23 protein-coding genes are annotated in these 16,641 nt (G+C 60.4%); all 23 read right to left on the minus strand.

All coding sequences use genetic code 11. The features are described 5' to 3' along the window. Positions 1-60: 60 nt before the first annotated feature. Positions 61-663 (minus strand): NADH-quinone oxidoreductase subunit J, encoded by a 603-nt coding sequence (locus ACR0NJ_RS18165; protein WP_480767735.1) that lies wholly within the window; start codon positions 661-663, stop codon positions 61-63. After that, positions 660-1,070, minus strand: a complete 411-nt coding sequence (locus tag ACR0NJ_RS18170; RefSeq protein WP_480818513.1) for a carboxymuconolactone decarboxylase family protein — start codon at positions 1,068-1,070, stop codon at positions 660-662. The genes ACR0NJ_RS18165 and ACR0NJ_RS18170 overlap by 4 nt, the downstream gene beginning before the upstream one ends. Further along, entirely contained in the window at positions 1,067-1,561 is a 495-nt protein-coding gene (gene nuoI, locus ACR0NJ_RS18175) for an NADH-quinone oxidoreductase subunit NuoI (protein WP_480516908.1), read from the minus strand. The genes ACR0NJ_RS18170 and nuoI overlap by 4 nt, the downstream gene beginning before the upstream one ends. A 2-nt stretch (positions 1,562-1,563) precedes the next feature. Further along, positions 1,564-2,601, minus strand: coding sequence for an NADH-quinone oxidoreductase subunit NuoH (nuoH, locus tag ACR0NJ_RS18180; RefSeq protein ID WP_480818514.1), 1,038 nt, complete (start codon positions 2,599-2,601; stop codon positions 1,564-1,566). Between the two features lie 45 nt (positions 2,602-2,646). Continuing rightward, positions 2,647-4,668: an NADH-quinone oxidoreductase subunit NuoG gene (gene nuoG / locus ACR0NJ_RS18185; RefSeq protein WP_480818515.1), complete on the minus strand. Its 2,022-nt coding sequence runs from the start codon at positions 4,666-4,668 to the stop codon at positions 2,647-2,649. Between the two features lie 3 nt (positions 4,669-4,671). Next, positions 4,672-5,076: a DUF5333 domain-containing protein gene (locus tag ACR0NJ_RS18190; protein WP_480818516.1), complete on the minus strand. Its 405-nt coding sequence runs from the start codon at positions 5,074-5,076 to the stop codon at positions 4,672-4,674. 98 nt (positions 5,077-5,174) lie between these two features. Beyond that, positions 5,175-5,507, minus strand: a complete 333-nt coding sequence (locus tag ACR0NJ_RS18195; protein WP_480818517.1) for a hypothetical protein — start codon at positions 5,505-5,507, stop codon at positions 5,175-5,177. Positions 5,508-5,548: 41 nt separating this feature from the next. Beyond that, positions 5,549-5,965 carry an MAPEG family protein gene (locus ACR0NJ_RS18200; RefSeq protein WP_480818518.1) on the minus strand — a complete coding sequence of 139 codons (417 nt, stop codon included), beginning with the start codon at positions 5,963-5,965 and terminating at the stop codon, positions 5,549-5,551. A 5-nt stretch (positions 5,966-5,970) separates the two neighbouring features. Continuing rightward, positions 5,971-7,269: an NADH-quinone oxidoreductase subunit NuoF gene (nuoF, locus tag ACR0NJ_RS18205; RefSeq protein ID WP_480818519.1), complete on the minus strand. Its 1,299-nt coding sequence runs from the start codon at positions 7,267-7,269 to the stop codon at positions 5,971-5,973. Positions 7,270-7,281: 12 nt separating this feature from the next. Beyond that, a complete protein-coding gene (locus ACR0NJ_RS18210) occupies positions 7,282-7,500 on the minus strand; it encodes a DUF5337 domain-containing protein (protein WP_480818520.1) in 219 nt (72 codons plus the stop codon). A 33-nt stretch (positions 7,501-7,533) separates the two neighbouring features. After that, positions 7,534-8,667: an NADH-quinone oxidoreductase subunit NuoE gene (gene nuoE, locus ACR0NJ_RS18215; RefSeq protein WP_480818521.1), complete on the minus strand. Its 1,134-nt coding sequence runs from the start codon at positions 8,665-8,667 to the stop codon at positions 7,534-7,536. Next, positions 8,667-9,041, minus strand: a complete 375-nt coding sequence (locus tag ACR0NJ_RS18220) for a hypothetical protein (RefSeq protein ID WP_480818522.1) — start codon at positions 9,039-9,041, stop codon at positions 8,667-8,669. Before ACR0NJ_RS18220 ends, nuoE begins: the two co-directional genes overlap by 1 nt. Continuing rightward, a complete protein-coding gene (locus ACR0NJ_RS18225; RefSeq protein ID WP_480818523.1) occupies positions 9,038-10,261 on the minus strand; it encodes an NADH-quinone oxidoreductase subunit D in 1,224 nt (407 codons plus the stop codon). The genes ACR0NJ_RS18220 and ACR0NJ_RS18225 overlap by 4 nt, the downstream gene beginning before the upstream one ends. After that, entirely contained in the window at positions 10,261-10,386 is a 126-nt protein-coding gene (locus ACR0NJ_RS18230) for a hypothetical protein (RefSeq protein ID WP_480818524.1), read from the minus strand. The genes ACR0NJ_RS18225 and ACR0NJ_RS18230 overlap by 1 nt, the downstream gene beginning before the upstream one ends. Positions 10,387-10,396: 10 nt before the next feature. Then, on the minus strand, positions 10,397-10,570 hold the full coding sequence (locus ACR0NJ_RS18235) for a hypothetical protein (protein WP_010442775.1): 174 nt from the start codon (positions 10,568-10,570) through the stop codon (positions 10,397-10,399). Next, a complete protein-coding gene (locus tag ACR0NJ_RS18240; protein WP_480818525.1) occupies positions 10,570-11,175 on the minus strand; it encodes an NADH-quinone oxidoreductase subunit C in 606 nt (201 codons plus the stop codon). Before ACR0NJ_RS18240 ends, ACR0NJ_RS18235 begins: the two co-directional genes overlap by 1 nt. Beyond that, the gene (locus ACR0NJ_RS18245) at positions 11,168-11,494 is read right to left on the minus strand and encodes an antibiotic biosynthesis monooxygenase (RefSeq protein WP_480818526.1); all 327 of its coding nucleotides are present in this window, start codon (positions 11,492-11,494) and stop codon (positions 11,168-11,170) included. Before ACR0NJ_RS18245 ends, ACR0NJ_RS18240 begins: the two co-directional genes overlap by 8 nt. Continuing rightward, positions 11,491-12,024, minus strand: coding sequence for a NuoB/complex I 20 kDa subunit family protein (locus tag ACR0NJ_RS18250; protein ID WP_138842137.1), 534 nt, complete (start codon positions 12,022-12,024; stop codon positions 11,491-11,493). Before ACR0NJ_RS18250 ends, ACR0NJ_RS18245 begins: the two co-directional genes overlap by 4 nt. Continuing rightward, entirely contained in the window at positions 12,015-12,380 is a 366-nt protein-coding gene (locus ACR0NJ_RS18255; RefSeq protein WP_480818527.1) for an NADH-quinone oxidoreductase subunit A, read from the minus strand. Before ACR0NJ_RS18255 ends, ACR0NJ_RS18250 begins: the two co-directional genes overlap by 10 nt. 187 nt (positions 12,381-12,567) lie before the next feature. Beyond that, positions 12,568-13,356 carry a crotonase/enoyl-CoA hydratase family protein gene (locus ACR0NJ_RS18260; protein WP_480818528.1) on the minus strand — a complete coding sequence of 263 codons (789 nt, stop codon included), beginning with the start codon at positions 13,354-13,356 and terminating at the stop codon, positions 12,568-12,570. Position 13,357: 1 nt separating this feature from the next. Further along, entirely contained in the window at positions 13,358-14,209 is an 852-nt protein-coding gene (locus ACR0NJ_RS18265) for a hydroxymethylglutaryl-CoA lyase (protein ID WP_480818529.1), read from the minus strand. A 79-nt stretch (positions 14,210-14,288) separates the two neighbouring features. Next, the gene (locus ACR0NJ_RS18270; protein WP_480818530.1) at positions 14,289-16,220 is read right to left on the minus strand and encodes an acetyl/propionyl/methylcrotonyl-CoA carboxylase subunit alpha; all 1,932 of its coding nucleotides are present in this window, start codon (positions 16,218-16,220) and stop codon (positions 14,289-14,291) included. Beyond that, a complete protein-coding gene (locus ACR0NJ_RS18275; protein ID WP_480818531.1) occupies positions 16,210-16,641 on the minus strand; it encodes an ASCH domain-containing protein in 432 nt (143 codons plus the stop codon). Before ACR0NJ_RS18275 ends, ACR0NJ_RS18270 begins: the two co-directional genes overlap by 11 nt.

Genomic DNA, 16,641 nt, shown 5'->3' on the forward strand with positions numbered 1-16,641 from the left:
CGTGGGAAGAATTTTCTGCGAAAATTCTCAGCGTGATTTTTCGACGAAAAATCTTGGTCATCACAACCCCTGCCCCGGTTTCACGTCCTTCAATTCCATCGCCTTGGCCGGGTCGCGCATCATCTGGCCGACGATGTCCTGACGCTTGATGTCTCGACGGTGGCGCAGGGTCAGCACGATGGCACCGATCATGGCCACCAGCAGGATCAGGCCCGCGAGTTGGAACAGAAGGAAGTATTGATCGTAAAGGATGACGCCCAGAGCCTCGGTATTGTGGCGGTCCGCAGGAACCGGCTGCGCCAGATTGGCCGCAGCACCCTGCGCGCTGTCCCATGCTCCGAACGCCATGACGAACTGCATCAGGATGACCAGACCGATCAGCAGGGCCAGCGGCATATAACGCGCCATCTCGGCCTTCAGCTCGGCAAAGTCCACGTCCAGCATCATCACCACGAACAGGAACAGAACCGCGACCGCGCCGACATAGACGATGATCAGCAGCATCGCCACGAACTCGGCACCCAACAGCACGAACAGCCCCGCCGAGGACAGGAAGGACAGGATCAACCACAGCACCGAATGCACCGGCTGGCGGCTGATCACCGTGAACAGCCCGCCGGTGATAGCGCTGATCGCAAACAGGTAGAAGGCAAAGACGGTCATTGATCCTCATCCTCGTTGTCGCCCAAGACCTCTTGCGCCAGATCCAGCGCGCGGGTCATGGCCGGGATGCCGGCAAAGACCGACATCTGACCGATCGTTTCCACGATCTCTTGTTTTCTTGCCCCGGCTTCCAGAGCATGACGTACCGTCTGACGCACGGCGGTATCGGCCTGCGCGCCCTGACAGGTCAGCCCGGCCAGCGTCAGCAAAAGGCGGGTCTTGGCGTCCAGCCCGTCCTTGTTGACGGTGTTGCCGAACATCATCTCCATGACTTCTTTGGGCATGGTTGGCCACAGCGCCTCGAACCCTTTGGGCGAGAAATTCTCCATCGCCGGGTTCATCGCCTTAGCCATGTCCTGAGCCTGTTTCATCATCAGCTCAAACGGATTTGTCGGCGTGTCAGTCATCTGTACGGCGCGTCCATTTCCAGATTGCGGGCGATCTCGGCTTCCCAGCGTTCGCCGTTGTCCAGCAGTTTTTCCTTGTCGTAAAACAGCTCTTCGCGGGTTTCCGTGGCGAATTCGAAGTTCGGGCCTTCGACAATGGCATCGACCGGGCAGGCCTCTTGGCAGAAGCCGCAGTAGATGCATTTGGTCATGTCGATGTCATAGCGCGTGGTGCGGCGACTGCCGTCTTCGCGCGGTTCGGCGTCGATTGTGATGGCCTGCGCCGGGCAGATCGCCTCGCACAGTTTGCAGGCGATGCAGCGTTCCTCGCCATTCGGGTAACGACGTAGAGCGTGCTCACCCCGGAACCGCGGGGACAGAGGGCCCTTTTCATGCGGGTAGTTGATGGTGGCCTTGGGGGCGAAGAAATACTTCATCCCCAGTTTGAAGCCGACCCAGAAATCCTGCAGAAGAAAGTATTTGGCAGCGCGGGTATAGTCGATTTGAGTCATGATCAGCCTCCTACGCTCCACCGGGCGAAAATGCCCCAGAACCATTCGAATTTCGCCGCAAAGGCCACGAAGACCACCCAGGCCAGCGAGAAGGGCAGGAACACTTTCCAACCCAGACGCATCAGCTGGTCATAGCGGTAGCGGGGCGTGATGGCCTTGACCATCGAGAAGATGAAGAAGAAAAACGCCATCTTGGCGACCATCCACAACACGCCGTCCGGAAGACCCGGGATCGGGGACAGCCAGCCACCGAAGAACAGCAGCGAAATCAGGGCGCACATCAGGAAGATGGCGATGTATTCGCCGGCCATGAACAGCAGGAACATGGTGGCGGAATATTCCACCTGATACCCGGCCACCAGTTCCGATTCCGCCTCGGGCAAATCAAATGGCGGGCGGTTGGTTTCGGCCAGGGCCGAGATGAAAAACAGGAAGACCATCGGGAAATGGGGCAACCAATACCAGCCGAAGAACCCGAACGAGCTGTCCTGCGCCCGCACGATGTCGCCAAAATTCATCGAACCGGTCGAGATAATCACGCCGATGATGATCAGACCGATTGAAACCTCGTAGGAAATCATCTGCGCTGCAGAACGCAGAGACCCCAGGAACGGATATTTCGAATTCGAGGCCCAGCCGCCCATGATGACGCCATAAACCTCAAGCGAGGAGACGGCGAAAACGTACAGCACGGCCACGTTCAGGTCGGATAGAACCCAGCCATCGTTGAACGGGATCACCGCCCAGGCGATGAGCGATAGAACAAAGCTGGTCATCGGGGCCAGAATGAACACCGAGCGGTCTGCACCAGCCGGGATCACGACCTCTTTGACCACGTATTTCAATGCGTCGGCGACCGATTGCAGAATGCCGTAGACGCCCACAACGTTGGGGCCGCGGCGCATCTGGACGGCGGCCCAGATCTTGCGGTCGCCGTAGACAAGGAACAACAGCGAGACCATCACAAACGCAACCACTGCAAGCACTTGCGCCAGGATGATGATGGCGATGCCACCTGGGGTGTTAAAGAATTCAGCCATTGGTCCTCACACCGTGGGTCGTCTTGAATATGTCAGCGGGGCGGATCATTCTGCGGCGATCCTGTCTGCGTTCAGCGCTTTGGCCTGCGCCGACAGCTCGGCCATCAGTTGCGAGGCGCGGGCAATCGGGTTGGTCAGGTAGAAATCCTTGACCGCAGTACGGAAGGTGGCCTCGCCCAGCGCCCCGGCCTCAAGCGGCTGAACCTCATTCTCTATCACCTCGTCGACGCGGGCCAGATGCGGCACCGCCTCGATCAGCGCAGTGCGCAGTTGCGCCAGCGAGTCGAAGGGCAGCGTCGCGCCCAGTTCCGCCGACAAAGCGCGCAGGATGGCCCAGTTTTCCTTGGCCTCACCCGGAGCGAACCCGGCGCGCATAGCCAATTGCGGGCGGCCTTCGGTGTTCACGAACAAGCCGTTTTCTTCGGTATAGGCCGCGCCCGGCAGGATCACATCGGCGCGGTGCGCGCCTCGATCACCGTGGCTGCCCTGATAGATCACGAACGCGCCTTCGCCGATTTCGACCTCATCGGCGCCGAGGTTATAGATCACATCCGCCGCTGAAACCGCATCCATGCCGCCTTCGTTGGTCGCATCCACATCCATCGCACCGACGCGCGACGCAGCGGTGTGCAGAAAGATCAGACCGCTTTCGGTATTCGCGGCAACGGCTTGAGCGGCAGCCAGAACAGCGGCCCCGTCGGCCTCTTGCAGCGCACCCTGCCCCACGATGACCAGCGAGCGTTTGCCCTTGATCTCGTCATCGCCGCCCATGTCGACGACCTGTTTCAGCGCCGCGCGATCATCGCCCACGTGGTGGTAGGTGTAAGTCAGATCGACCGCAGGCCCGACCAGAGCGACCTCAGCCCCATGTATCCAAGCCTTGCGGATACGCGCGTTAAGAACCGGCGCTTCGTCGCGCGGGTTGGTGCCGATCAGCACGATCCGCTCGGCGGTGTCGATGTCTTCGATGGCAGCGGTCCCGGCATAAGCCGCCCGGTTGCCAGCGGGCAGCTTGGCCCCATCGGTGCGGCATTCGACGACGCCGCCCTGCCCTTCGATCATCTGCTTCAACGCAAAGGCTGCTTCGACCGGAACCAGATCGCCGACGATCCCAGCGGGCTTCTCCGCTCCTTTCAGCGCCTCAGCGGCTTTGCCCAACGCCTCGGGCCAGGTGGCGGGGCGCAGCTTGCCATTCTCGCGCACGTAAGGTCGGTCCAGTCGCTGACGGCGCAGACCGTCCCAGACAAAACGCGTCTTGTCGCTGATCCATTCCTCGTTCACGCCATCATGGTTGCGCGGCAGGAACCGCATCACTTCGCGCCCCTTGGTATCCACGCGGATGTTCGAGCCCAAGGCGTCCATCACGTCGATGCTCTCGGTCTTGGTCAACTCCCAAGGCCGCGCGGTAAAGGCGTAAGGTTTCGACGTCAGCGCCCCAACCGGGCACAGGTCAATGATGTTGCCCTGCAGGTTCGAATCCAGCGTCTGGTTCAGATACGAGGTGATCTCGGCATCCTCGCCCCGCCCGGTCTGACCCATCTGAGTGATCCCGGCGACCTCGGTGGTGAAGCGCACGCAGCGGGTGCAGCTGATGCAACGGGTCATCGCGGTGCCGACCAGCGGCCCCAGATCCAGATCGTCCACCGCACGCTTGGCTTCCTTGAACCGCGTCCCCGACAAACCATAGGCCATCGCCTGATCCTGCAGGTCGCATTCGCCGCCCTGATCGCAGATCGGGCAATCCAGCGGGTGGTTGATCAGCAAGAACTCCATCACGCCTTCGCGGGCCTTCTTGACCATGGGCGAGTTCGTCTTGACCACCGGCGCCTGCCCCTCGGGGCCCGGGCGCAGATCGCGCACCTGCATGGCGCAGGAGGCGGCGGGTTTGGGCGGGCCGCCCACAACCTCGACCAGACACATCCGGCAGTTCCCGGCAATCGACAGGCGTTCGTGATAGCAGAAACGCGGCACCTCGACCCCGGCCTGCTCGCACGCCTGGATCAGGGTCATCGCACCATCGACTTCGATTTCCTGCCCGTCGATATTGATCTTGCGGAGGTCAGACATCGCCTAGTTCGCCCTCAAATACACGCCGATGGCGCTGTTTCTTTCGATTTCCTTCCGCCCCAGCGTGCAGAAGGTTTCCGGGTTGTCGTAGGACGCACCGTTTTGCGCCAGATACGCCTCGCCCTTGGCGCGCATCCGGTCCTTTTCGGCGTCGGATTCCACGTAGTTTCGGATTTCGGTGTCCGAATACCCCAGATTGTTCGCTTTGGACCGCAAGCCCCACATCACGCTAATCGCCTTCAACCGACGCCCGCTGATCGACGGGCAAACCTCGGAAATCTCATTTGCGATGGCGATGTAGTAGAGTTCGTTGTCAATCTCTTTGACATCCCTCAAAGGAGGTTTGGCCTGCGCGGCGGCGGGCAAGGTCATCAACGCGGCCAGGGCGAGCGTTTTTGCAACAGACATGATCGTTCCTTTCGTTTTGGATGTCCCAAAACAAAGGCCAGCCGGTGTGCTATGCGATAGCAACCGCCCGAAAACGTCATGATATGCAACTGCGCGGCTCATGGTCGTTGACAGGTTCCCGCAAATGTCAGCTTGTTATCGCTGATCTGAAGGTTCTGAGGCTCAGTATCCGGCCCGACTTTCCACGCGATGCGGGACGACCCAAAATTCTGGATGCAGAACTTGGTCCCCTCGTACCGGCCCGCCTCGCGCGCGCCGTCCAGTGAGGCGGAGACGCCATTGACGACCACGGTAAAATCGGTCGGTGCCTTTTTCTTGTCCACAACCTTGGCCTTGGCCCGGAAGGACTTGCCGTCAAACAAAATCCGGTCCTCGGACGGTTTGATCAGACCACAGGCAGTTACAAGCACCAAAGCGAGAGCCGCGGCCACAGGCTTTCCGGCGCGCAAGAGGTATGTTCCGTTTCGCATCATCAAAACGCCGCCACCAACGCAATAAGTCCCATCACAAACATGCAGGCCCAGGCCACCACATACAGGACCGAACGCAATCCGCTATTCGGCTTTCCGATCCCGCGGATGTGAACCACCAGCATCGCCAACCGCGCCAGCAGCGCGACCGAGGCCAGCAGGTTCACCCAGAACGGGCTTGCCCCCATCACAATCGCCGCCATCACCACCGCCAGATAAGCAGGCAGCGTTTCGGTTCCGTTCAGGTAGGCGCGGTTCAGGCGATAGGCCCGATCTGCATAATCTTGTTCCGGCGTCGCCCCCGGAGCCAACCCTTTGCCCTGCTTCGCCAGCGCCGAAAACGGGGCCAAGAGCAGGATAATCAGGGTGAAAATCACGACCGAAGCGATTGCGTGGGAATATGCTGCCAGTGTGTCCATCGCCCTTACTCCGCCGCCATCGCGCCTGTGCGGCCCGATTTCTGCGCCTTGATCCGGTCTTCGATCTCTTCGCGGAAGTTGCGGATCAGGCCCTGAATCGGCCAGGCCGCCGCATCGCCAAGCGCGCAGATCGTGTGGCCTTCGACTTGTTTGGTGACGTCAAACAACATGTCGATCTCTTCCAACTCGGCCTCGCCCCGCACCAAACGGTCCATTACCCGCATCATCCAGCCGGTACCTTCCCGGCAAGGCGTGCACTGGCCGCAGCTTTCGTGCTTGTAGAACTTGGACAGGCGCCAGATCGCCTTGATGATGTCAGTAGACTTGTCCATCACGATCACCGCAGCCGTTCCAAGGCCCGAGCCCAGATCATTGCGCAGGTGGTCAAAATCCATGATCGCATCGCGCATATTCTCGCCGCGCACGCACGGCACCGAGGACCCGCCAGGGATCACAGCCAGCAGATTGTCCCAGCCGCCGCGAATACCGCCGCAATGGGTCTCGATTAGCTGCTCGAAGGGGATCGACATCGCCTCTTCGACCACACAGGGGTTGTTCACATGGCCCGAGATCGCGAACAGCTTGGTACCCGCGTTGTTCTGGCGGCCAAAGCCCGCGAACCAATCCGCGCCCCGGCGCAGGATGGTCGGCACAACTGCGATGGATTCCACGTTGTTCACCGTGGTCGGGCAGCCATAAAGCCCCGCCCCCGCCGGGAACGGAGGTTTCATCCGCGGCATGCCCTTCTTGCCTTCAAGGCTTTCCAGCAGTGCCGTTTCTTCACCGCAAATATAAGCCCCGGCCCCGTGATGCAGGAACAGATCGAAATCCCAGCCCGAACCAGCGGCGTTCTTGCCCAGCAGACCGGCGTCATAAGCCTCATCAATTGCAGCCTGCAGCGCCTCGCGTTCGCGGATGTACTCGCCGCGCAGGTAGATGTAGCAGGTATGCGCATTCATCGCGAAAGAGGCGATCAGGCAACCCTCGATCAGCGTATGCGGATCGTGGCGCATGATCTCGCGGTCTTTACAGGTGCCGGGCTCGGATTCGTCCGCGTTCACAACCAGATAGGCCGGGCGACCATCGCTTTCCTTTGGCATGAACGACCATTTCAGACCGGTCGGGAAGCCCGCGCCGCCGCGACCGCGCAGACCGGAGTCTTTCATCGTCTGGATGATCCAGTCGCGCCCTTTCTCGATCAGGCCAGCAGTGCCATCCCAATGCCCGCGGGCCTGCGCACCGCGCAGAGTACGCTCATGCATCCCGTAGATGTTGGTAAAGATCCGGTCCTGATCCTTCAGCATCGCGTGTTACCTTCAGCTATCCTGACGCATGCGCCAGAGTTGAAAAATGTTGACGCCCGCATAAATGAATCCTGCCAGAGCGGCAAAATCAAAAAGCAGTGCGTACCGGCCCGGCAGCCCTAGCTGCGGGCCGATAAAGGACATGGCAAGCCAAAGCAGCATCGTCACGGCGATGACGATGCCGATATGACGGCCCTTGCGGGCTATGGCCAGTTGCTTGTCCTTGTCCATCTCATCCCGATGCCCCCGTTGGGCACCTTTCATTTAGTCTTTGTCCGCTTGTTCATCATACGTGCCTTCTTCCTTGGCACGTTTGGCAAACTCTGTCTCATCACCCACTGCAAGTCTGGCGGCCTGTTCGATCCAGCCATCGCGTTCGATCCGGCCTTTGAACTTCAGCCGAGCATCAACCCAAGCCACATGCGCAGGCGTCCACGAGGCGATCTGATCATAGTGGAAAAAGCCCAGACCGTTCAGGGTCTCTTCCAGTTTCGGCCCCACCCCTTTCAGCAACTTAAGGTCGTCCGGCAAGCCACCGCGTGCCTCGGGCAACGTCTTGGGCTTGTCTTCCTTTACCTCTTCAGGTTCCGGCTTGGCCTTCGCTTCCTCTGCCTGCTTCACGGCAGGTTTCGCAGGCGCAGGCGCCTTGGGCGGTTTCGGAGCCGCCTTGGTCGCCGCCGCCTTGCCATCCTTACCCAGCCATGGGGTCAGGATCGGCACCTCAGTCCCGTCGATGCGCTTGACCGTATCGCCCAGATCGGTCGCCAGTTGGACGCTGGCATTATACTGAGGTTTCCCAGCCTCATACTCCGTCAGGCTGCTGAGCCCTTTCAGCGGTTCCGCCGCATAGCGCCCGTTCTGCGGTCCCGGTGTCGGCACATTGCCCGCCACCAGATCATCAATGATCTTGCCAAAGCTCTCGGCCGTCAGATCCTCGTAGTAGTCCTTGCCGATCTGCGCCATCGGCGCGTTAGTGCAAGAGCCGAGGCATTCCACCTCTTCCCAGCTCAGCTTGCCATCGGCGGACAGTTCATGCGGCTTGGCCGCGATCTTGTCCTTGCAAACCGCAATCAGATCCTCGGCCCCGCAGATCATGCAGGAGGTCGTGCCACACACCTGAATATGCGCCACCGAGCCAACCGGTTGCAGCTGAAACATGAAGTAGAACGAGGCGACCTCGAGCACGCGGATATAGGCCATGCCCAGCATGTCGGCGACGGATTCAATCGCTGGACGGCTCAGCCACCCCTCCTGCTCCTGCGCACGCCACAGCAGAGGGATCACCGCACTGGCTTGCCGACCCTCAGGGTATTTGGTGATCTGCGCTTCGGCCCATTGCTGGTTGGCAGCGGTGAAGGCGAAGCTGTCGGGTTGTTCGGGGTGAAGACGGCGGAGCATTATTCGGTCGGCCCTTCGAGTTTGATTTCAGCTTTGCGAGTTGAATTCAGTGTACATTCGGTGCCCAGATTATGGGGAGCAACGCCCTTGACAGAGATGCTGACCGAATACTCAAAATCCGACAGCGCCTGAGCAAGTGAGCGCTCGGCATAACTCAATCGGCTTTTGCAGAACTCAATTTTTGCTTCTGGAGAGTTTGGGTCGTAGAGCGCGGCAGAACCCTCGTCCGTAAAGCCCTCCAAAAGTTCTTGGATATAAATCGCACCTTCCGAAGTGCCGCCCGCACTCCCATCTGTTGACATCACCCAACCATTTTGAGCGAAGCCCGCGCTGGCCACGGATATTATGGCGGCTGAAAAGAGAAAAGGCCTCACCGGTCAATCTCCCCAAAAACAACGTCCATGGTGCCGATAATCGCCGCAACGTCGGCCAGTTGGTGCCCTCCGGCGACGTGGTCCATGGCTTGCAGGTGCAGATAGCCCGGCGCGCGCAGTTTGGCGCGGTAGGGTTTGTTGGTGCCGTCGGCGACCAGATAAACGCCGAACTCGCCCTTGGGGGCCTCGACGGCGGCGTAGACCTCGCCCGCAGGGACGTGGAAGCCTTCGGTGTAAAGCTTGAAGTGATGGATCAGGCTCTCCATCGACGTCTTCATGTCCGAGCGTTTCGGTGGTGTGATCTTGCCGCGCGCCAGAACGTCACCGGGGCAGTCGCGGATTTTGGCGATGGCCTGACGGATGATCAGCAGCGACTGGCGCATCTCTTCCATGCGCACCAGATAGCGATCATAGCAGTCGCCATTCTTGCCGACGGGGATCTGGAACTCGAACTCGTCATAGCATTCATAGGGCTGCGCGCGGCGCAGGTCCCAAGCCAGACCGGAACCACGGACCATAACGCCCGAGAAGCCGTATTTCTGGATGTCATCCTCGGTCACGATGCCGATATCGGCGTTGCGCTGCTTGAAGATGCGGTTCTCGGTCAGCAGACCGTCGATATCATCCATGACCGCGGGGAACTCATGGCTCCACGCCTCGATATCGTCCAGCAGTTCCGGCGGCAGGTCCTGATGGACACCACCGGGGCGGAAATAAGCCGCGTGCAGACGGGCACCGCAGGCGCGCTCGTAGAACACCATCAGCTTTTCGCGTTCTTCGAACCCCCACAGCGGCGGGGTCAGAGCGCCCACGTCCATCGCCTGCGTGGTGATGTTCAGCAGGTGGTTCAAAATGCGCCCGATCTCGGAATACAGAACACGGATCAGCGAGCCCCGGCGGGGCACCTCGACACCGGTCAGCTTTTCGATGGCCAGACACCAGGCGTGCTCTTGGTTCATCGGCGCCACGTAGTCCAGACGATCGAAATACGGCAGGTTCTGCAGGTACGTCCGGCTTTCCATCAGCTTCTCAGTACCACGGTGCAGCAGGCCGATATGCGGGTCGCAGCGTTCGACAATCTCACCGTCCAACTCAAGCACAAGACGCAGAACTCCATGCGCCGCAGGGTGCTGCGGGCCGAAGTTAATGTTAAAGTTGCGGATCTTCTGTTCTCCGCTCAGCGCGTCCGTGCTGCCGTCATCATATCTTGAGCCGTCCATCAACGCCCCCGCTTATTCTTCTTCGCTTCGGCCCGAACCCGGACCTTTTCCGCCTCGACCGCCTTGGCTGCGGCCCCTGCCAGCAGGACCCCCAGCGCACCCAGCGCGATCAGTTCCCCCAGCATTGTCACCATCTCAGCGGCGCTCCAGTTCCTGCAATTTCAGCCCAACCCACCACAGCAACGCGATTGTGCCGAACGGGACCAGACAGAGAAGGCACCAGTATTTGTTGATCCCGAAAAACGGCAAAATCTTCACCATCGGGATGATGGTCAGCGCCGATAGGATCAACCACCAGATGCCGCCCATTACTCGCTCTCCTGCTTCTCATCCCCGGGCAGGATGTAGTTCGCACCTTCCCACGGGGACATGAAATCGAACCGACGGTATTCCTGCACCAGCGACACCGGCTCATAGACTACGCGCTTTTGCGCCTCGTCATAGCGGACCTCGGTATAGCCGGTGGTCGGGAAATCCTTGCGCAGCGGATGGCCACGGAAACCATAGTCGGTCAGGATGCGCCGCAGGTCCGGATGGCCCGAGAACAGGATGCCGAACATGTCGAACACCTCACGCTCGAACCAGTTAGCCGAGGGGTGTACGTCGGTGATCGAGGGCACCATATCCTCTTCCCGGATCGAGACCCGCAGGCGGATGCGCTGGTTTTGGTACATCGACAGGAAGTGATAGACCACGTCGAACCGCTTGGCCCGTTCGGGGTAGTCAACGCCAGTAATATCCACAAGGCTCGAGAACTTGCAGTTCTGATCGGACCGCAGGAACTCGACGAATTCCACAAGGTTCGACGGGGCGACATCCACGTTCAACTCGCCATGGGTGACATCCCAGGACAGAACGCAATCGGCCCGTTTCAGTTCAAGCTGCGCGCCGAGTTCCTTGAGTGCTTCACTCATCGCGTCCCTCCTGAAGAACCTCGTCATAAAACGTCGCTTCGGCATCGTATGACTTGAAAAACTTCGCCATAAAATCAGGCATGACCGTCTTTTCGGCGTTTTGGCCAGCGTATGCCACGATAGCCGCCATATCGCGCCATTTTGTCAGCACTACAATGTGACAAGGGTCCTGCTCGCGTCTGACTAAGAACGAAACCGACATGAACCCGTCCAAAGCGCGCATTCCGGGCAAAGCTCGAGCACGAAAGGTCTCGATCCAGCCCTGAACATCATCCCGAGCGACAATGGCTTCCCAGCGCCTGACCACAGCAGCACTCATCGAACAATCGTCCCGGTGCGGCGGATTTTGCGTTGCAACTGCATCAGACCGTACAACAGCGCCTCGGCGGTCGGAGGGCAGCCGGGGACGTAGATATCCACTGGAACGATGCGGTCACAACCACGCACGACGGAATACGAGTAGTGATAGTACCCGCCGCCATTGGCACAGGACCCCATCGAGATCACATAGCGCGGCTCGGGCATCTGGTCGTAGACCTTGCGCAGAGCCGGGGCCATCTTGTTGGTCAGGGTTCCGGCCACGATCATCACGTCCGATTGACGCGGAGAGGCCCGCGGGGCGATGCCAAACCGTTCCGCATCATAGCGCGGCATCGAGGTGTGCATCATCTCAACCGCGCAGCAGGCCAGACCAAAGGTCATCCAGTGCAGCGACCCGGTACGCGCCCAATTGATAATGTCTTCGGTCGAGGTCAGCAGGAACCCTTTGTCCTGCAGTTCCGCATTCAGGGCCTGGGTGGCGACTTCCTTGTCGACGCCGGCGGTGTTTGAGCCAGTCATCACTCCCATTCCAAGGCCCCCTTCTTCCATTCATAGGCAAAGCCGATGGTCAGCACCGCCAGGAACACCATCATCGACCAGAAGCCCACATCGCTGATGTCGCGGAAGCCCACGGCCCAGGGGAACAGAAAGGCAATTTCCAGATCGAAGATGATGAAAAGGATCGAGACGAGGTAAAAGCGGACGTCGAATTTCATCCGGGCATCGTCGAACGCATTAAATCCGCATTCATATGCGCTGACCTTTTCGGGGTCCGGATTGCGGACAGCCAAAACGACAGCCGCCAGAATCAGGACGATTCCAAGGCCGATGGCCACGGCCAGAAACACCAGAATCGGGAGGTATTCCCGCAGCAGGTCTTCCACGTAAAGCTCCTTTCCTGCGCAGCCCGCTTATGGGCGCGCCGTCAATTGGCGTGTTGACTGGCCATTCTCTATCCGCGCGGGGTCAGAGGGTCAACCGAACACAAGCGCGCACCGCATCAATCCTGGGCTTGACAGCGTTCAGGGGAATCACCTGCAGTCGGGCTAACCCGGGATTGCTCGGGCAAAGTTAATCTTTGTTATTCCACTTGGGGTTACGTTTTTCGAAGAATGCAGCGATCCCTTCACGCGCTTCTTCGGTTTCCCACCGCGCAACCAGTTCCTGAATGGTCTGGTCGATCACGTCGTCGTCAATCCGAGGACCCAAGCTTTGCACAAGTGCTTTGGCCGAGGCCACAGCCCCCGGCGCACAGGTCAAATACGGGCGTATTTCGTGCTCGACCGCGTCCTTCAACCCATCTGCAGGCACTGCCTTGGCCAGCAAACCCAGATCGACGGCTTCTGCCGCATCGAACAAGCGCGCCGACATGAACACGCGGCGGGCCTTGGCCTCGCCCATCCTTGCGGTCACATAAGGCCCGATGGTTGCGGGAATCAGACCAAGGCGTGTCTCGGTCAGGGCCATTTTCAGCGTGTCCACTCCGATGGCAACGTCACAGACCGCCGCCATCCCGACGCCACCGCCAAATGCGTTCCCCTGAAGCGCGCCAATCAGCGGTTTCGGCATCGTGTTCAGCGCCTGCAGCATTTCCGCCAGCTTGCGCGCCTCGGTAAACCGAGTGGCCGAATCTGCGGCCATCTGGTCGCGCATCCAGCCCAGATCACCCCCGGCGCAAAAGGTCTTGCCCGCTCCGGTCAAAACCACGGCCCGGACAGCTTCGTCCTGCCCCAACTGCGCTGCCGCCTGCGTCAGCTCCGAGATCATCAGCGCCGACATCGCGTTGTGCATTTCGGCCCGGTTCAGGGTCAGGGTCGCAACCCCGCGTTCATCGGTGGCCACGGTGATCGTTTCAAACATGTCAGCCCCTCATAAACCGCGCCATCTGCGCGGCCTCTTCCAGCACTCCGGCATCCAGACCGGTCTCATATCCCAGCCGCTCCAGATGCGCGGCAACCGCTTCGGTGGCCACATTCCCGGCAGCACCAGGCGCAAAAGGACACCCCCCCAGCCCCCCGACGGCGGCATCGAACACCCGAACGCCCAGCGCCAGCGAGGCATCAATATTGTCGATCGCCCGCCCGTTTGTGTCGTGAAAATGCCCGGCCAGCCGCGTCACCGGCACCCGTTCGCGCACCGCCAGCAGCATATGCGCAATCTTGTCCGGCGTGCCCTGGCCGACCGTATCGCCCAGCGAAATCTCATAGCAGCCATGGGCAAACAAAGCATCCGCCACCTCGGCCACCTTTTCGGGCGGGGTCGGCCCGTCATAGGGACAATCCGTCACGCAAGAGACATAGCCACGGACCGGCAGATCGATATGGCGCGCGGCTTCAAGGATTGGCACAAACCGTTCGATAGATTCGGCAATCGTCGCGTTGATGTTGGCTTTCGAAAATCCCTCGGAGGCCGAGGCAAACACCGCGATTTCATCCGCTTTGGCCGCCAGCGCATCCTCATACCCACGCATGTTCGGCGTCAACGCCGCATAGCGCACGCCCTCGGCCCGGGTGATGCCGGCCAGAACTTCGGCACTACCCGCCGTCTGCGGCACCCACTTTGGGGAGACAAAGCTAGCCACCTCAATCCGGTTGAACCCCGCCCGGCTGAGGCAATCGACCAGCGCCACCTTCTCCGCCACCGGAATTTCGCGCTGTTCGTTCTGCAGACCGTCGCGCGGCCCGACCTCGAATATCTCGACCCGTTCTTTCATCAGCGCGCCCCTCCCCGGCTTCTTCTCGTTCCAAATACGGATATACCGACTGTGCCACGCAATGTGCCGCCGGGACAGGTCAATCCTCTTCCAACCGGACCAAGGCCGCCCCGGCCTCGACCTGCGCGCCGTCCTGCGCCAGTACCTCGGCCACAACGCCGTCGCGCGCGGCCAGCAGGGAATGTTCCATCTTCATGGCCTCCAGAATGGCCAGCCGGTCGCCCTCTTTAACGGTCTGACCAGCAGTGGCGAACACCGCCTTGACCAGACCGGGCATCGGGGCCTCAATCACATTGGTATCCCCCGCCGCGCTTGCGTCACGGTCCAGAGGGTCGACGATCTCGAACTCCTGCCCATAGTCAAGAAACACGGTGATTTTGGACGCGGCACATTCGACATTCGGCATGCGCCGACCCTCAATGCGCCAAACCCCGTCGCGCCGCTCGGCCACCAGCATTGTTTCACCGATCTGCCAGATTTGCCGGTTCGGACCTTCGACCTGAACATCCAGATCGACAACGTCTTCGCCATGCAGCAATTGCACGGCACGATGCAGCGGTGCCCATAAAGTGAACCCCGTCTCAGCATTCGTATCCACCAGCCCAAGCGCATGCATAGCGGCGGCTACGAAACTGACGGCAGGAACCTCGGCTGTGCGCACAAGCGCGTCGAGGTCGCGACCGATCAGGCCCGTATCCACGTCGCCCGAACCAAAGCCCGCATGCCGCGTCAACGCCCCGAGAAAGGCGAGGTTCGTCACCGTCCCACCCACTTCGGTTTCCCTGAGCGCCCGATGCAGTGTTACAAGCGCCACCGCGCGTGTCGGCCCGTGCACAATCACCTTTGCGATCATCGGATCATACCACGGGCTGATCGTGTCCCCGGCCCGCACGCCACTATCGGCGCGGCATCCTGTCGGAAAACGCAAATGCGTCAGCAGACCGGTTGCAGGCAGAAAACCCTTGGGCACATCCTCGGCATACAGCCGCGCCTCAAAGGCGTGCCCGCTGATTGACAAATCGCTTTGCTGCTTCGGCAGGCTTTCCCCTGCCGCAACGCGCAGCTGCCATTCCACCAGATCGACGCCCGTAATCGCCTCGGTCACCGGATGTTCGACCTGCAGGCGCGTGTTCATCTCCATGAACCAGAACCGGTCCGGGCGCAGCCCATCCGAGGCATCAACGATGAACTCAACCGTGCCTGCGCCTTTATATCCGATAGCCTCAGCCGCGCGCACGCCCGCCTGTCCCATCGCCTCGCGCATTTCAGCGGTCATGCCGGGGGCCGGAGCCTCTTCGATCACCTTCTGGTGCCGCCGCTGCAGGGAACAATCGCGTTCGAACAGATGCACCGCTTGGATGCCGTCGCCAAACACCTGAACCTCGATATGGCGGGGCTTGGCGACGAATTTCTCGACCAGCACGGCGTCATTGCCAAAGGCCGTCTTGGCCTCACCGCGCGCACTGTCCAAGGCCGCCGAGAAATCCTCGGGCCGTTCGACAAGACGCATGCCCTTGCCGCCACCGCCGGCAACGGCCTTGATCAGGACCGGATAGCCGATGGCATCCGCAGCCCCGGCCAGATGTTCGGGATCCTGATTGTCGCCATGATAACCGGGCACGACGGGAACGCCCGCGTCCTCCATCAGCACCTTTGCCGCGTCCTTGAGGCCCATCTTTCGGATCGCCTCCGCAGACGGCCCGATGAAGGTCAGGCCTGCAGCTTCGACAGCATCCACAAAATCCGGATTCTCGGACAGAAACCCATAGCCCGGATGGATCGCCTGCGCGCCCGTCTCCAGCGCCGCCTGTATGATCACGTCGCCCTTCAGATAGCTCTCAGCCGGGGCCGCGCCGCCGATATGCACGGCCTCATCCGCCATCTGCACATGCTTGGCCGAGGCATCCGCATCAGAATAAACCGCCACGCAGGACACGCCCATCTTCTGAGCGGTTTCCATGACGCGGCAGGCAATCTCACCCCGGTTGGCAATCAGAATCTTACTGAACATCAATTCTCTCCGCCAAATCCTCTACCAGCCGGAACCGCTCGCAGAGCAATTCCATTTCGGGATCAAACCCGCCATTTCGTTCGAAATACCGACGGTGATCTTCGCGCCAGCCCTCAAGCGTCTCATTCTCGCCTTCGGCCAACGCGAAATCCTCGGTCACATCGCAATACCGGCAGATCGAAACCTCAACCGTTTCGATCACCAGCGCCGGTCGGTCGTCCCACTCCAAAGCGATGTCCCGTCGCCCTACAACCGGCGTGTCCGCGCTGCCTTGGGGATAGTCTCGCAAAGCGCCGCAGGTTGCCGTTTTCCGGCCTGATCGCACCAAAGCCAGAAGCTCGGCGCTGAGGGCCGCGCTATCGCCGAACTTGAAAGTCTGCGCACCGGGATAGCGGGTTTTCAGATGTTCCAGATCGCTCAT

The organism is Ruegeria sp. F11, from assembly GCF_056533855.1.

Excerpts from the sequence above, each read along its gene's own strand:
- ACR0NJ_RS18265 (WP_480818529.1), bottom strand. The coding sequence starts at position 14,209 with ATGAAAGAACGGGTCGAGATATTCGAGGTCGGGCCGCGCGACGGTCTG.
- nuoH (WP_480818514.1), bottom strand. The coding sequence starts at position 2,601 with ATGGCTGAATTCTTTAACACCCCAGGTGGCATCGCCATCATCATCCTG.
- ACR0NJ_RS18260 (WP_480818528.1), bottom strand. The coding sequence starts at position 13,356 with ATGTTTGAAACGATCACCGTGGCCACCGATGAACGCGGGGTTGCGACC.
- ACR0NJ_RS18200 (WP_480818518.1), bottom strand. The coding sequence starts at position 5,965 with ATGGACACACTGGCAGCATATTCCCACGCAATCGCTTCGGTCGTGATT.
- ACR0NJ_RS18245 (WP_480818526.1), bottom strand. The coding sequence starts at position 11,494 with ATGAGTGCTGCTGTGGTCAGGCGCTGGGAAGCCATTGTCGCTCGGGAT.
- ACR0NJ_RS18170 (WP_480818513.1), bottom strand. The coding sequence starts at position 1,070 with ATGACTGACACGCCGACAAATCCGTTTGAGCTGATGATGAAACAGGCT.
- ACR0NJ_RS18270 (WP_480818530.1), bottom strand. The coding sequence starts at position 16,220 with ATGTTCAGTAAGATTCTGATTGCCAACCGGGGTGAGATTGCCTGCCGC.
- ACR0NJ_RS18275 (WP_480818531.1), bottom strand. The coding sequence starts at position 16,641 with ATGAGCGATCTGGAACATCTGAAAACCCGCTATCCCGGTGCGCAGACT.
- nuoI (WP_480516908.1), bottom strand. The coding sequence starts at position 1,561 with ATGACTCAAATCGACTATACCCGCGCTGCCAAATACTTTCTTCTGCAG.
- ACR0NJ_RS18235 (WP_010442775.1), bottom strand. The coding sequence starts at position 10,570 with ATGGGCGGCATCTGGTGGTTGATCCTATCGGCGCTGACCATCATCCCG.
- ACR0NJ_RS18225 (WP_480818523.1), bottom strand. The coding sequence starts at position 10,261 with ATGGACGGCTCAAGATATGATGACGGCAGCACGGACGCGCTGAGCGGA.
- nuoF (WP_480818519.1), bottom strand. The coding sequence starts at position 7,269 with ATGCTGAAGGATCAGGACCGGATCTTTACCAACATCTACGGGATGCAT.
- ACR0NJ_RS18230 (WP_480818524.1), bottom strand. The coding sequence starts at position 10,386 with ATGCTGGGGGAACTGATCGCGCTGGGTGCGCTGGGGGTCCTGCTGGCA.
- nuoE (WP_480818521.1), bottom strand. The coding sequence starts at position 8,667 with ATGCTCCGCCGTCTTCACCCCGAACAACCCGACAGCTTCGCCTTCACC.
- ACR0NJ_RS18190 (WP_480818516.1), bottom strand. The coding sequence starts at position 5,076 with ATGTCTGTTGCAAAAACGCTCGCCCTGGCCGCGTTGATGACCTTGCCC.
- nuoG (WP_480818515.1), bottom strand. The coding sequence starts at position 4,668 with ATGTCTGACCTCCGCAAGATCAATATCGACGGGCAGGAAATCGAAGTC.
- ACR0NJ_RS18240 (WP_480818525.1), bottom strand. The coding sequence starts at position 11,175 with ATGAGTGAAGCACTCAAGGAACTCGGCGCGCAGCTTGAACTGAAACGG.
- ACR0NJ_RS18165 (WP_480767735.1), bottom strand. The coding sequence starts at position 663 with ATGACCGTCTTTGCCTTCTACCTGTTTGCGATCAGCGCTATCACCGGC.
- ACR0NJ_RS18210 (WP_480818520.1), bottom strand. The coding sequence starts at position 7,500 with ATGGACAAGGACAAGCAACTGGCCATAGCCCGCAAGGGCCGTCATATC.
- ACR0NJ_RS18250 (WP_138842137.1), bottom strand. The coding sequence starts at position 12,024 with ATGGGAGTGATGACTGGCTCAAACACCGCCGGCGTCGACAAGGAAGTC.